Annotated in this window: 12 protein-coding genes; 6 read left to right on the plus strand and 6 right to left on the minus strand. The window is 57.5% G+C overall.

The window, feature by feature from the left end:
* The first annotated feature begins 53 nt into the window (after positions 1–53).
* Positions 54–1712, plus strand: coding sequence for an ATP-dependent endonuclease (locus tag IM265_RS10370; RefSeq protein ID WP_193030933.1), 1659 nt, complete (start codon positions 54–56; stop codon positions 1710–1712).
* Here IM265_RS10370 and IM265_RS10375 read toward each other — a convergent pair.
* Entirely contained in the window at positions 1709–2665 is a 957-nt protein-coding gene (locus IM265_RS10375) for a VirK/YbjX family protein (protein WP_045630014.1), read from the minus strand. The two genes, IM265_RS10370 and IM265_RS10375, sit on opposite strands and share 4 nt — an antisense overlap.
* A 159-nt stretch (positions 2666–2824) precedes the next feature.
* On the opposite strand from IM265_RS10375, the gene macA reads away from it, so the two are divergent.
* Both macA and macB read left to right on the plus strand, forming a co-directional pair.
* Positions 2825–3940 (plus strand): macrolide transporter subunit MacA, encoded by a 1116-nt coding sequence (gene macA, locus IM265_RS10380; RefSeq protein WP_041910641.1) that lies wholly within the window; start codon positions 2825–2827, stop codon positions 3938–3940.
* The gene (macB, locus tag IM265_RS10385) at positions 3937–5877 is read left to right on the plus strand and encodes a macrolide ABC transporter ATP-binding protein/permease MacB (protein WP_193030935.1); all 1941 of its coding nucleotides are present in this window, start codon (positions 3937–3939) and stop codon (positions 5875–5877) included. Before macA ends, macB begins: the two co-directional genes overlap by 4 nt.
* 70 nt (positions 5878–5947) lie before the next feature.
* On the opposite strand, the gene cspD is transcribed toward macB, so the two are convergent.
* Positions 5948–6169 (minus strand): cold shock-like protein CspD, encoded by a 222-nt coding sequence (gene cspD, locus IM265_RS10390; protein ID WP_006809408.1) that lies wholly within the window; start codon positions 6167–6169, stop codon positions 5948–5950.
* 267 nt (positions 6170–6436) lie between these two features.
* Here cspD and clpS point away from each other — a divergent pair, with 267 nt between their 5' ends.
* From clpS to IM265_RS10405, 3 genes are all read left to right on the plus strand, one after another.
* Complete coding sequence (gene clpS, locus IM265_RS10395; RefSeq protein ID WP_006174393.1) at positions 6437–6757, plus strand: ATP-dependent Clp protease adapter ClpS; 321 nt, start codon at positions 6437–6439, stop codon at positions 6755–6757.
* 27 nt (positions 6758–6784) lie between these two features.
* Positions 6785–9064, plus strand: a complete 2280-nt coding sequence (clpA, locus tag IM265_RS10400) for an ATP-dependent Clp protease ATP-binding subunit ClpA (protein WP_028012550.1) — start codon at positions 6785–6787, stop codon at positions 9062–9064.
* 420 nt (positions 9065–9484) lie between these two features.
* Positions 9485–9946, plus strand: a complete 462-nt coding sequence (locus tag IM265_RS10405; protein ID WP_370551779.1) for a hypothetical protein — start codon at positions 9485–9487, stop codon at positions 9944–9946.
* A 70-nt stretch (positions 9947–10016) separates the two neighbouring features.
* Here IM265_RS10405 and infA read toward each other — a convergent pair whose 3' ends face one another.
* The 4 genes from infA to cydD form a co-directional block, all read right to left on the minus strand.
* Entirely contained in the window at positions 10017–10235 is a 219-nt protein-coding gene (infA, locus tag IM265_RS10410) for a translation initiation factor IF-1 (RefSeq protein WP_002211347.1), read from the minus strand.
* A gap of 284 nt (positions 10236–10519) precedes the next feature.
* Entirely contained in the window at positions 10520–11224 is a 705-nt protein-coding gene (gene aat, locus IM265_RS10415; RefSeq protein ID WP_041910636.1) for a leucyl/phenylalanyl-tRNA--protein transferase, read from the minus strand.
* A gap of 45 nt (positions 11225–11269) precedes the next feature.
* Positions 11270–12991 (minus strand): cysteine/glutathione ABC transporter ATP-binding protein/permease CydC, encoded by a 1722-nt coding sequence (cydC, locus tag IM265_RS10420; protein WP_193030937.1) that lies wholly within the window; start codon positions 12989–12991, stop codon positions 11270–11272.
* Positions 12991–14757 (minus strand): cysteine/glutathione ABC transporter permease/ATP-binding protein CydD, encoded by a 1767-nt coding sequence (cydD, locus tag IM265_RS10425; protein WP_049136502.1) that lies wholly within the window; start codon positions 14755–14757, stop codon positions 12991–12993. Before cydD ends, cydC begins: the two co-directional genes overlap by 1 nt.
* Between the last annotated feature and the right edge of the window lie 99 nt (positions 14758–14856).

Genomic DNA, 14856 nt, shown 5'->3' on the forward strand with positions numbered 1-14856 from the left:
CCGCTATACTGCTGATAACTTAAAGGAAAAAGTGATCATTTCGCGGGGGATTTATGCTTCTCGAACGTGTGGAAATTGTCGGGTTTCGCGGTATTAACCGCCTGTCGCTGCAGCTGGAGCAGAACAACGTCCTGATCGGCGAGAACGCGTGGGGTAAGTCCAGCCTGCTTGATGCACTAACGCTGCTGCTTTCACCCGAAGACAAGCTGTATCACTTCGTCCACGATGATTTCTGGTTCCCGCCCGGCGATATCGCGGGCCGCGAGAAGCACCTGCATATCATCCTGACGTTCCGTGAATCTGAACCCGGCCGTCACCGCGTGCGTCGCTTCCGCCCGCTGTCGCCCTGCTGGGTGCCCTGCGACGACGGTTTCCACCGGATTTTCTATCGGCTGGAAGGTGAAATGGCGGAAAACGAGGGGGTACTGACCCTGCGTGAATTCCTCGATGAGAAAGCCAACCCGATTCCGCTGGAGAATATCGACGGTCTGGCGCGTCACCTTATTCGCCTGACGCCGGTGTTACGCCTGCGCGATGCGCGCTTTATGCGCCGTATTCGTAACGGCACCGTACCGAATATGCCGGAGGTGGAAGTCACCGCCCGCGAGCTGGATTTCCTGGCGCGAGAGCTGGTGTCGCGTCCGCAAAACCTCACCGATGGTCAAATTCGTCAGGGGCTGTCGGCGATGGTGCAACTGCTGGAGCACTATTTTTCCGAGCAGGGCACCTCGGAGTCGCGCCATCGTTTGATGCGCCGCCGTTCTCATGATGAACAGCGCAGCTGGCGCTATCTCGACATCATCAACCGGATGATCGACCGGCCCGGCGGGCGTACCCATCGGGTGATTTTGCTGGGGCTGTTTTCAACGCTTCTGCAGGCGAAGGGCACCGTGCGTCTTGACCGGGATGCCCGCCCGCTGCTGCTGGTGGAAGATCCGGAAACGCGCCTGCACCCCATCATGCTCTCCGTGGCGTGGCACCTGCTGAATCTGCTGCCGCTCCAGCGGATTACCACCACCAACTCCGGTGAGCTGCTATCGCTGACGCCGGTGGAGCACATCTGCCGTCTGGTGCGCGAGTCCTCCCGCGTATCCGCATACCGCCTCGGGCCCGGCGGGATGAACGCCGAAGACGGGCGGCGAATCGCGTTTCATATACGCTTTAATCGCGCCTCGTCGCTCTTCGCCCGCTGCTGGCTGCTGGTGGAGGGGGAAACGGAGACCTGGGTCATCAACGAACTGGCGCGCCAGTGCGGCCACCATTTTGATGCCGAAGGTATTAAGGTGATCGAATTTGCCCAGTCGGGATTAAAACCGCTGATAAAATTTGCCCGCCGAATGGGAATTGAATGGCATGTGCTGGTGGACGGCGACGAAGCGGGGAAAAAATATGCCTCAACCGTGCGCAGCCTGCTGAACAACGAGCGGGAAGAAGAACGGGATCATTTAACGATGCTGCCCGCGATGGACATGGAGCATTTTATGTACCGTCAGGGCTTTGACGATGTATTCCACCGCATTGCGATGGTGCCGGTCGACGTCCCGATGAACATGCGGCGCGTGATCGCCAAAGCTATTCACCGTTCGTCGAAACCGGACTTAGCCATTGAAGTGGCGACGGAAGCGGGAAGGCGGGGCGTAGAGGCGGTTCCGACCCTGCTGCGGAAAATGTTCTCCCGCGTGCTGTGGCTGGCACGCGGAAGGGCGGATTAACGTTCGGTCGCCTGTTTCACCTGCTGAATCAGGCTATCCAGCAGCGCGTAGCGGCGACGGTATTCGGCGCGTTTTTTGCTCGCGATCTCTTCTACGGGTTTACGCGGCATGGCAAGCGGCAGCATAAAGTGGCCGCTCTCCTGTTTTTCCCCACCGAGGGAACTCCAGAAGCCGTCGTAATCGGCCAGCAGTTTTCCCTCTTTTTTCTTGCGGTAGCGCCAGCTGCGATAAATATGGGTGGCATTACTGACGGCAACAATCTGCGCGACCGGGAATGCGGCGCCGAACGTCATGGCGGCTTCAACCAGCAGGCGTTTCGGGAACAGACCGTGGCAGGCCTTCGTCGCTTTCTGGATCAGCTCATGGGGAACATGCGCTTTCGCGCCCTGCAAACCGCCGATGAACAGCGTCGATTTTCCTTCAAACTGGCAGAGCGTAAAGGTTAGCTCCGCCAGCACCGTATTCTGAACGTCGCAGAAGGTGAGGGTGGCCTCTCCCTCTTTATCCAGGAACGCATCGGCACACAGGCGGACGGTAAATTGCTGTTCATCTTTCCCGGTTAAGGTCAGCAGCGTAGTCCCCTGCGTCGAAAGATAGCCCTTCAGGAGCGTGGCCGGGAGCTGGCGGCTCATGGCCTGATAGTGCCAGTTCAGGGATTCCAGCGCGTGCTGGCGATCCATCTTCACCGTCAGCCAGGGACGATGAAGCCGACACGGCAGACCGGGCTGCACCTGCAGCATCTGCATCAGACGCGGCTGCTTAGCGAGGTTTGTTAACAGGCGAGACGTGCTCACGGGCGTCGCCAGAGAACGCAGCATGAACTTACGGCGATAGGCGGGGTTCTGCCATGCAAGGCCGGGCGCGATCTTGCCGAACGCCAGATTTTTGAAGAGCTGCCAGCCGGATGTCGGCTGCGTCAGGTTTGGAAGAGGTGTATCGACGATAGAAGACATGATAAATCCTGAGTCTTTTGGAATACCGCTATTTCAGCAGGGGAAATATCAACGTCTTGTAAACAAATTAGGGTGATTTCGGAGAACAGGGGTTTCGTTAAGGAGTCGTTTAGATAGAATCAACGTTTATTATTGCCAGAACATTTATTTGGAATATTTATGAACCTCAAGGGAAAACGCAGAACGCTGTTTCTGCTGCTGGCGCTGGTGATTGTAGCCGGTGGATTCTGGTTATGGCAGGTGCTTAACGCGCCTGTGCCGCAGTACCAGACGCTGATCGTTCGTCCGGGTGAACTGCAGCAAAATGTCCTTGCGACGGGCAAACTTGATGCGCTGCGCAAAGTTGACGTCGGCGCTCAGGTCAGCGGCCAGCTGAAAACGCTGTCGGTAGAGATTGGCGACAAGGTGAAAAAAGGCCAGCTGCTTGGCGTTATCGATCCCGAGCAGGCTGAGAACCAGATCCGCGAAGTGGAAGCGACGCTGATGGAGCTGCGCGCGCAGCGTGCGCAGGCGCAGGCAGAGCGTAACCTGGCGCAGGTGACGCTGACCCGCCAGCAGGCGCTGGCGAAAACCCAGGCTATCTCGAAACAGGATTTAGACACCGCCGCGACTGAACTGGCGGTGAAACAGGCGCAGATTGGCACGATCGACGCGCAAATCAAGCGTAATCAGGCCTCGCTGGATACGGCGAAAACCAATCTTGATTACACAAAGATCGTCGCGCCGATGGCCGGGGAAGTGACGCAAATTACCACGCTGCAGGGCCAGACGGTGATTGCCGCCCAGCAGGCGCCAAACATTCTGACGCTGGCGGACATGAGCACCATGCTGGTGAAGGCCCAGGTCTCCGAGGCGGACGTGATCCATCTTAAGCCGGGTCAGAATGCCTGGTTTACCGTACTCGGCGATCCGCAGACCCGCTACGAAGGCGTGCTGAAAGACATTCTGCCGACGCCGGAAAAGGTTAACGACGCCATTTTCTACTACGCGCGTTTTGAAGTGCCAAACCCGAAGGGCGTGCTGCGCCTGGACATGACCGCGCAGGTGCACATCCAGCTGACCGGCGTGAAGAACGTGCTGACCGTTCCGCTCTCCGCGCTGGGTGAATCCGCCGGGGACAATCGCTACAAGGTGAAAGTGCTGCGCAACGGTGAAACGCGCGAGCGCGAGGTGGTGATTGGCGCGCGCAACGACACCGACGTGGTGGTGGAGAAAGGGCTGGAAGAGGGCGAGGAGGTTGTTGTCAGCGAAAGCCTGCCCGGAGCCGCTAAATGACCGCGCTGCTTGAGCTGAAGGACATTCGTCGCAGCTATCCGTCCGGCGACGGCCCGGTGGAGGTGCTGAAAGGCATCTCCCTGCGCGTGGAGGCGGGCGAGATGGTGGCGATTGTCGGGGCGTCGGGTTCCGGTAAATCGACGCTGATGAACATTCTCGGCTGTCTGGATAAACCCACCAGCGGTACCTATCGCGTGGCCGGAACCGATATCTCCACGCTGGACGGCGACGCGCTGGCGAAGCTGCGCCGGGAACACTTTGGCTTTATCTTCCAGCGTTACCACTTGCTCTCTCACCTGAGCGCGGCGCAGAACGTGGAGGTTCCCGCGGTGTATGCGGGCGTTGAGCGGAAGAAACGCCTTGAGCGCGCGAAGGCGCTGTTAACGCGTCTGGGGCTGGCGGAGCGGGTGGAGTACCAGCCGTCGCAGCTGTCCGGCGGCCAGCAGCAGCGCGTGAGTATTGCCCGCGCGCTGATGAACGGCGGGCAGGTGATCCTCGCGGATGAACCGACCGGGGCGCTCGACAGCCACTCCGGCGAAGAGGTGATGGCGATCCTGCACCAGCTGCGCGATCAGGGTCACACGGTGATTATCGTTACCCACGATCCGCAGGTAGCGGCGCAGGCCGAACGGATTATAGAGATCCACGACGGCGAGCTGGTGAGCAACCCGCCGCCGCGTGAGTCCCGCGCGGCGGCACCGAAGGAAGCGCTGCCTGCGTCGACCGGCTGGGCGCAGTTCTCCAGCGGCTTTCGTGAAGCGCTGACCATGGCCTGGCTGGCGATGGCGGCCAACAAAATGCGCACCCTGCTGACCATGCTCGGCATCATTATCGGTATTGCCTCGGTGGTGTCGATTGTGGTGGTGGGCGACGCGGCCAAGCAGCTGGTGCTGGCGGATATCCGCGCCATCGGGACCAACACCATTGACGTCTATCCCGGCAAAGACTTCGGCGACGACGAGCCGCAGTATCAGCAGGCGCTCAAGTATGACGATCTGGCGGCGATTCAGAAGCAGCCGTGGGTGAACTCCGCCACGCCTGCGGTCTCGCAAAACCTGCGTCTGCGCTACGGCAACATCGACGTGGCGGCCAGCGCCAACGGCGTGAGCGGCGACTACTTCAACGTCTACGGCATGACCTTCAGCGAAGGGGCCACTTTCAACGCCGAGCAGCTGGCGGGGAGGGCGCAGGTGGTGGTGCTGGACGCCAACTCGCGCAGGCAGCTTTTCCCCAATAAAGCGAACGTGGTGGGCGAAGTGATCCTCGTCGGCAACATGCCTGCCACGGTCATTGGCGTGGCGGAAGAGAAGCAGTCGATGTTCGGCAGCAGCAAGATCCTGCGCGTCTGGCTGCCGTATACCACCATCTCCGGGCGGATTATGGGTCAGTCGTGGCTTAACTCCATCACCGTGCGCGTGAAGGAGGGCTACGACAGCGCGCTGGCGGAACAGCAGCTGGAACGGCTGTTAACGTTGCGCCACGGGAAGAAGGATTTCTTCACCTGGAATATGGACGGCCTCTTGAAAACGGCGGAAAAGACCACACGTACTCTTCAGCTGTTCCTGACGCTGGTGGCGGTGATCTCGCTGGTCGTTGGCGGTATCGGGGTGATGAATATCATGCTGGTGTCGGTAACTGAACGCACCCGGGAGATTGGCATCCGCATGGCGGTCGGGGCCAGGGCCAGCGACGTGCTTCAGCAGTTTTTAATTGAAGCGGTGCTGGTATGCCTGGTGGGCGGCGCGATGGGCATTGCGCTCTCGATGATGATTGCCTTTGCGCTCCAGCTCTTTTTACCCGGCTGGGAGATTGGTTTCTCGCCGATGGCGATACTCACCGCGTTTTTGTGTTCCACCTTTACCGGGATTTTGTTTGGCTGGCTGCCTGCGCGCAACGCGGCGCGGCTGGATCCGGTGGACGCGCTGGCTCGGGAATAACCCGAAAATAAAAATGCCAGCCGATCGGGCTGGCATTTTGACTGCGTGATGTACACAATAAAACAGAGAGCTATGCAACCGTTTCTGCTTCAACGGGTACGATTAGGCTTGCATGATTGCCTTTTGGTCCCTGGTGTACATCGAACCGGACGGACTGCCCGGCTTTGAGCGTCCTGTAACCATCCATCTGAATGGTGGAATAGTGAGCGAAGATATCTTCGCCGCCGCCTTCGGGGCAGATGAAGCCAAACCCCTTGGCGTTGTTGAACCACTTAACAGTACCCATTTCCATGCTTCGACATCCTTCGTAAATCTTATAAATTAAGATGGAATGAACCGGTGGTGGAGTGGGGGCTGTTCAAAACCTCGCCATCTCACGCTTGTACAATTTAGATAAACGAAAGACGTCGTCAAGCGTTTGGCGCTGGAGTTGGGACAATAATCAACCAAAGTTTGAAGCAGTTAACGCTATTGCAACAGTTTGTGACAGACATCGCGGATGACAGTAATAGATGATTGTTATCTAACATCTGAGGTAGATTCAAAGTGGTTATGCAAAATGGGTAAGACCAACGACTGGCTGGATTTTGACCAGCTGGCGGAAGATAAAGTGCGCGACGCGCTAAAACCGCCATCTATGTATAAAGTTATGTTAATGAACGATGATTACACGCCGATGGAATTTGTTATTGACGTGCTACAAAAGTTCTTTTCTTATGATGTAGAACGTGCAACGCAACTGATGCTTACCGTTCATTATCGTGGCAAAGCTATCTGCGGCATTTTTACCGCCGAAGTGGCGGAAACCAAAGTGGCGATGGTGAACGACTATGCGAGGGAGAACGAGCATCCGTTGCTGTGTACGCTGGAAAAGGCCTGATAAGGCATAAAATTGGGGGAGGTGCCTATGCTCAATCAAGAACTGGAACTCAGTTTAAACATGGCTTTCGCCAGAGCGCGTGAGCACCGACATGAGTTTATGACCGTCGAGCATTTACTGCTCGCACTGCTTAGCAACCCATCTGCCCGCGAAGCGCTGGAAGCCTGCTCCGTGGACCTGGTGGCGCTACGTCAGGAACTCGAAGCCTTCATCGAACAAACCACACCGGTGCTGCCAGCCAGTGAAGAAGAGCGCGACACGCAGCCGACGCTCAGCTTCCAGCGTGTGCTGCAGCGCGCGGTATTCCACGTCCAGTCTTCCGGACGTAGCGAAGTGACTGGCGCAAACGTCTTAGTCGCCATCTTCAGCGAGCAGGAGTCACAGGCTGCCTACCTGCTGCGCAAACACGAAGTCAGCCGCCTCGACGTGGTTAACTTTATTTCTCACGGAACGCGCAAAGACGAGCCTAACCAGGCATCGGATTCCAGCAATCAGGTCAATAACAATGAAGAGCAAGCAGGCGGGGAGGATCGTATGGAAAACTTCACCACCAACCTTAATCAGCTTGCTCGCGTTGGCGGCATCGACCCGCTGATTGGCCGCGATAAAGAGCTGGAGCGTGCGATCCAGGTGCTGTGCCGTCGCCGCAAGAACAACCCGCTGCTGGTGGGCGAGTCAGGCGTGGGTAAAACGGCGATTGCCGAAGGGCTTGCCTGGCGCATTGTGCAGGGCGACGTGCCGGAAGTGATTGCCGACTGCACCATCTACTCGCTGGATATTGGCTCGCTGCTGGCGGGCACTAAATACCGCGGTGATTTTGAAAAACGCTTCAAGGCGCTGTTAAAACAGCTGGAGCAGGACACCAACAGCATCCTGTTTATTGATGAGATCCACACCATCATCGGCGCAGGTGCGGCTTCCGGTGGCCAGGTGGATGCGGCAAACCTGATCAAACCGCTGCTTTCAAGCGGCAAGATCCGCGTGATGGGCTCCACGACGTACCAGGAGTTCAGCAACATTTTTGAGAAAGATCGCGCGCTGGCGCGTCGTTTCCAGAAAATCGACGTCACTGAGCCGTCGGTTGACGAAACGGTGCAGATCATCAACGGCCTGAAAACCAAGTACGAAGCGCACCACGACGTGCGTTACACCGCGAAAGCGGTGCGTGCGGCGGTGGAGCTGGCGGTGAAATACATCAACGACCGTCACCTGCCGGATAAGGCGATTGACGTGATTGATGAGGCCGGGGCGCGTGCGCGCCTGATGCCTGCCAGCAAGCGTAAGAAAACCGTTAACGTGGCGGATATCGAGTCCGTGGTCGCCCGCATCGCGCGTATCCCTGAGAAAAGCGTCTCTCAGAGCGACCGCGATACGCTGCGCACCCTCGGCAATCGCCTGAAAATGCTGGTCTTTGGTCAGGATAAAGCCATTGAGGCCTTAACCGAAGCGATCAAGATGGCCCGTGCCGGACTGGGGCATGACCACAAGCCCGTTGGTTCCTTCCTGTTTGCCGGTCCGACCGGCGTGGGGAAAACCGAGGTGACGGTTCAGCTCTCCAAAGCGCTGGGCATTGAGCTGCTGCGCTTTGATATGTCCGAGTATATGGAGCGTCACACCGTCAGCCGTTTGATTGGTGCACCTCCGGGCTACGTGGGCTTTGACCAGGGCGGCCTGCTCACCGACGCGGTGATCAAGCATCCGCACGCGGTACTGCTGCTCGATGAAATCGAGAAAGCGCATCCGGACGTGTTCAACATCCTGTTGCAGGTGATGGACAACGGGACGCTGACCGATAACAACGGGCGCAAGGCGGACTTCCGCAACGTGGTGCTGGTGATGACCACTAACGCCGGGGTACGTGAAACCGAGCGCAAATCCATCGGCCTGATCCACCAGGATAACAGCACCGATGCGATGGAGGAGATCAAGAAGATCTTCACGCCGGAGTTCCGTAACCGTCTGGACAACATTATCTGGTTCGATCACCTGTCTACCGAGGTGATCCATCAGGTGGTGGACAAGTTCATCGTCGAGCTGCAGGTTCAGCTGGATCAGAAAGGCGTCTCGCTGGAAGTGAGCCAGGAGGCCCGCAACTGGCTGGCCGAGAAAGGCTACGACCGCGCGATGGGGGCCCGTCCGATGGCGCGCGTGATTCAGGACAACCTGAAGAAACCGCTGGCGAACGAGCTTCTGTTTGGCTCGCTGGTGGACGGCGGTCAGGTGACCGTGGCGCTGGATCAGGCGAAGAACGAGCTGACGTACGATTTCCAGAGTGCGGCGAAGCACAAGCCGGAAGCGGCTCACTGAGTTGTAAGGTAAAAGCAAAACGGCAACTTCGGTTGCCGTTTTTTTTGTTTTCTCCCTCTCCCTGTGGGAGAGGGCTGGGGTGAGGGCTTCAGGCCACAGAGGAATTTTGCGAGGCGCTTTCCAGTTTCTTTCGAAGTTAGTTGCTGGATAAATCCACAGTAATAAAATGGCGGCGCACCTGCAAAATCAGGTGCCGGGATTGGCGTCCTGATTACACACATATGGAAAGATGTTGCTCAACGCAACGTCACTGGTTTCGTTCACTCTTTTTTTAGCTGCGGTATAATCCGTATCTTCAAATATGGTGGGCTGAACCGGGGCTTCTTTTGAAGCGCCGATTTTCCATATGGTCGGTACGCCAAACCGGTTCAGTCTGCCACCTGAAGTTGGCGTTTCTGGTGGTAGTTTTCAGCTCTTAATATGGAAATTATGAATATGGAAAACCAGTCTATCTCCCAACTCTACACCGAACTCTCTCTCAACCCCGATCTCCCAACCCTTGCAGAGCGCTGCAAACTGCTCACCGAGATCTTGCTGGATTGCAAATCACTTCCGCAAACGCAGCCCGTTTGCCGTTGTCTCGGAGCCTACCTGAAAGAGGTGAAATCCGGCCTCACAGAATCCATGCGTGATTTTCATGTGGTGGAATTTGAGGAAGAAGCGGAACAACCGCGACAGAAAGAGTGGTTGCTTGAAGATACAGAAACGAAATGTGACTACTGCCGGGCGTTAAACCACGTGCTGCTGGTGTCGCATTTTGACCGTGATATGCTGCCGCACCTGACGGGATTACTTCATGACATGGCTCATTCTATGGCGGGGGATTTAATCGCTCCTGTAGAACCATGGATGACAATACATCTTCCGACGCAGCAACACTAACGCCATAAATAAAAAAGGCCGGGATTAACCCGACCTTTTAAATATTCATCTGCCATTACAGGCGAAAAAATTAGCGACTACGGAAGACAATGCGGCCTTTGCTCAGGTCGTACGGGGTCAGTTCAACAGTCACTTTGTCGCCCGTCAAAATGCGGATGTAGTTTTTGCGCATTTTACCGGAGATGTGCGCAGTTACCACGTGACCGTTTTCCAGCTCTACGCGAAACATGGTATTAGGCAACGTATCAAGTACGGTACCCTGCATTTCAATATTGTCTTCTTTGGCCATCTAATCCTCTGGGGTATCACTACCAAGTTTTGAACCGGCAAGATAATGCCGAAATTCATCAATTAAGTAAAGAATTGCGCGATTAAAACGCAGCAAAACAGTTTCGGCGCATTGCCCAAGCGTCACGGTACAACCGAACAGGAAGCGCATTCGTAAAGGGGAGACGACAGGATAAACGTCAGGACGTTATCTGAAGCGAGGGTCCCAAACGGCGGCGGGGCAACAGGCAGAAGCTACTCTGCGGCATAATTATAACACCCTCACAAAAAATATGCGGAAAACATTTAAGCATTGGGCATAAAGAGCGTTCTGGGGATCCAGAAGTCGCGCGGGAGCTTCTCCTGACGGCAGGCGTCAAGATGCTCAATATACTGTCGTCGCGGGATGTCAACTGCACCGAGAGAGGCCGTGTGCTCGTTGAGTACCTGACAATCGATCAGGCGTCCGCCGCGCTGGGCAAAGGCCTCGCAGAAGACCAGCAACGCGGTTTTCGAGGCGTTGACCGCACGGGAGAACATCGATTCGCCGCAAAACAGCGTCCCTTGCGCCACGCCGTACATGCCGCCAACCAGTTCCCCCTTTTCCCAGACCTCAATGGAGTGGGCGTAGCCAAGCTCATGGAGCTGGTGATAGGCGTTGACGATATCGCGGGTGATCCACGTCCCTTCATGGCGATCTTCGGCACAGCCTTCTATCACCTGCCCAAAGGCGTGATTCAGCGTGACGCGATACGGGGATTTAGCATGGAAACGCTTCATGCTGCGGCTCAGATGGAACTGCGCTGGCCACAGCACGGCGCGCGGGTCGGGAGACCACCATAAAATCGGGTCGCCGGGAGAAAACCACGGGAAGATGCCGCGCTGGTAGGCCATTAATAGCCGCGCAGGGCTAAGGTCACCGCCAAGGGCCAGCAGCCCGTTGGGCTCACGCAGCGCTCCCTCCGGCGAAGGAAACGCGATGTTATGACGAGAAAGCTGGACCAGGCGCATGACAGCAAAACTCCAGTACGCGAGTGAGGACGCTACAAATATAGTCTACAGACGCTGTTTGAACTGGTAGTAGCGACCCTGTTTCGCCAACAGCTCTGCGTGACTACCTTGCTCAATAATGTGTCCGTTGTCCATCACAATTATCCGATCAAAACTTGCCAGCCCGCGCAGGCGGTGCGTCACCATCAGGACGGTTTTTCCTGCCATAACGTTTGCCAGTAAATCAAGGATTTGACTCTCGGTTGTCGCATCAAGCCCTTCTGTAGGTTCGTCGAGCAGCATCAGAGGTGCATCATGCAGCAGCGCGCGCGCAATGGCCAGACGGCGCAGCTCTCCGCCGGAAAGCTGACGACCGCCTTCTCCCAGCCAGCTATTCAGTCCTTCGTCCTCAAGCAGCTTTTGCAGTCCGACCTGCTCCAGTACGGCGCGAAGATCATCGTCCGAAGACTCTGGCGCGGCCAGCAGCAGGTTATCGCGCAGGGTGGCGCTAAACAGATGCACGCGCTGTGGAACAACGCTCACGGTCTTGCGCAGGGCCTGCTCGCTGAAATCAGTCAGCAACGTGTTATTAAAACGAATCTGACCGTGCTGTGGATCCCAGGCGCGCGTCAGCAGCTGCAGCAGCGTCGACTTACCGCAGCCGGTACGGCCGAGGATCGCAATCCGCTGCCCTGCATTAACGGAAAGGTTGATATCCTCCAGCGCGTTCTGCGCCTGTTTGTCATAGGCGAAGGTCACGTTATCAAGCGTCAGCGCCACCTGCTCAGGCACGGTGGTTTGCCCGGCACTGAACGTGACTTCAGGCTCCTGTTCGGCAATCTGGGTGATGCGCAGGGCAGAGGCGATCACCTGTCCAAGATGCTGGAAAGCGCCCGTCACCGGGGCCAGAGCCTCAAATGCGGCCAGCGCGCAGAAAACAAAGAGGGCAATAAGAGGGCCTGGCTGGGTATTACCGCCAATGCCGCCTGATGCCAGCCATAGCATGGCGATCACCGCCACGCCGCCGATTAACACCATCAGCGCCTGCGAGAAGGCCGTCAGTTCCGACTGGCGGCGCTGGGCTTCATGCCAGTTCAGCTCCGTACTTTCCATTCGGGCACGGTAGCGCTTGCTGGCTCCAAAAATGGTCAGCTCCGCCTGGCCCTGAAGCCAGGAGGTCAGCTGCTGGCGGTAATCCCCGCGCAGCCGCGTCAGGTTTTCCCCGGTGGATTTCCCGGCGCGATAAAACAGCGGTGGCAGAATAATGAGCGTCAGCAGCATAATTCCACCCAGCGTCAGCGCAACGGGAACATCCAGAACGGACAGCCCCAGCGTAACTACCACAATCACCACAAACGCGCCCACTATCGGGGAGATCACCCGCAGGTAAAGGTGGTCCAGCGTGTCGACATCCGCAACGACACGGTTCAGTAATTCACCCTGGCGAAAACGCGCCAGCCCGGCAGGGGAGAGGGGAAGCAGTTTGCTGAAGGTGTAAATGCGCAGGTGCTGCAGGACACGGAACGTCGCGTCGTGGCTGACCAGCCGCTCGAAATAGCGTCCGGCAGTACGGGTAATGGCGGTACCCCGCACGCCTGCCGCCGGCAGCATATAGTTGAAGCTGTATAATCCGGCGAACCCGGCTACGGCGGAGGCCGACAGGAACCAGCCGGAAAGCGTGAGCAGGCCGATGCTGGCAAGCAGCGTGACAATTGCCAGCACGATCCCCAGCGTCAGCATCCACTTGTGGCGTTTATAGAGCGCAAGATAAGGCAGCAGAGCGCGCATCAGATGTCCTCCTGACGGTTCGCCAGCAGGGCGGCGAACGGCCCCTGCGCGGCAACAAGAGCGGCGTAATTGCCTTGCTCAACAATATGACCGTTTTCCATCACCCAGATCTCATCCCAGTCAGCAATGCCTTCCAGCTGATGGGTAACCATCAGGGTGGTTTGCTGCAGGGAAGCGGCGCTCAGGGCCGCCATGACGCGCTGCTCGCTGTGTGAATCCAGGCTGGCAGCAGGCTCATCCAGCAGCATCAGCTGGCACGGGTTCAGCAGCGCACGGGCGACGGCCACGCGCTGTGCCTGGCCGACAGACAGCCCGGCAGACTGATCGCCTACCACGGTATCGACACCCTGCGGGAGCAGCGGCAGAAATTCACTGACCCACGCGCGGTCGAGAACGGACTGCAGTTCATCTTCACGAGCATCCGGGCGTGCCAGGAGCACGTTTTCGCGCAGCGTGGAAGCAGGTAGCTGAGGGTTTTGTCCGACCCAACTGAGCTGCTTACGCCAGGCGTCGGGATCGAGATTACGCAGTTCAGTTTTGTTTATCCGCAGCGAACCGGTGTAGGCCATAAAACCGGATAACGCATTCAGCAGAGAACTCTTCCCTGAACCGCTGGTGCCGACCAGCACCACGCGTTTTCCGGCGGGCAGGCTAAAGTTCAGCGGGCCAGCCAGCACTTTTCCTTCCGGTGAGAGAATGCAGAAATCGCTCGCTTCGACGGTTACCGGCTCTTTAGCGTTCAGCGCCACGTCACCGCGCTCCGGGTGCGCCAGCGGCGTCTCCAGGAAGGTTTTCAGGCTGTCGGCCGCGCCAACGGCCTGCGCTTTGGCATGATAGAAGGTCCCCAGGTCGCGAAGCGGCTGGAAAAACTCCGGAGCCAGGATGAGCGCGAGGAAACCGGCAGAGAGGGTCACCGCCGTGCCGTAGTGGCCGAAATCCAGCGCGCCGAGATAGGAGAAACCGAAATAAACCGCCACGAGGGCAATCGACAGCGAGGTAAAGAATTCCAGCACGCCGGACGAGAGGAACGCCAGGCGTAACACTTCCATCGTGCGCTGGCGGAAGTCCTGTGATGCCAGGCGAATGTTCTCGGTTTCCGCTTCACCGCGACCAAAAATACGCAGGGTTTCCATCCCGCGCAGACGATCGAGGAAATGTCCGCTCAGCCGGCCCAGCGCCAGGAAGTTGCGGCGGTTGGCATCAGCCGCCCCCATGCCGACCATCGCCATAAACAGCGGGATCAGCGGGGCGGTCCCCAGCAGGATCAGCGCCGCCACCCAGTTAACCGGGAAGATGGCAATAACAATCAACAGCGGCACAAAAACCGCCAGCGCCATCTGCGGAAGATAGCGCGCGTAGTAATCGTGCATATCGTCGATCTGCTCAAGGATCAGCGTCGCCCAGCTTCCGGCCGGTTTACCCTGGATCCACGCGGGCCCGGCTTCCTGCAGGCGGTCGAGCACCTGACGACGGATCTCGTAGCGGATATGCTGTCCGGCGTGGAAACCGACACGTTCACGCAGCCACACCACCCAGGCGCGCAGGACAAAAACCAGGATTAGAACGATAAAGGGCAGCAGGAGCGCTTCACGGGGAATGTTCTCCATGATCATGTGATTAAGAATGCGGGCCAGCAGCCATGCCTGGGCAACAATCAACAGACCGCTAACGAACCCCAGAAGACGGGAGATCGTAAGCCAGCGGCGGGAAATAACGCTTTGCTGTTTCAGCCAGCGTGTTAACTCTTGTTGACGGGTTTTTTCCATTGCGTATTTTGCAGGTGACGTTATAAGAAATTAGACATCTGCATGTTACACGCGAGCAAAAATAAAGGCGACCTGTGGCCGCCTTTATTTACGTTTGTT

It is taken from the genome of Enterobacter cloacae complex sp. P17RS (assembly GCF_014895885.1).
GTDB lineage: Bacteria > Pseudomonadota > Gammaproteobacteria > Enterobacterales > Enterobacteriaceae > Enterobacter > Enterobacter bugandensis.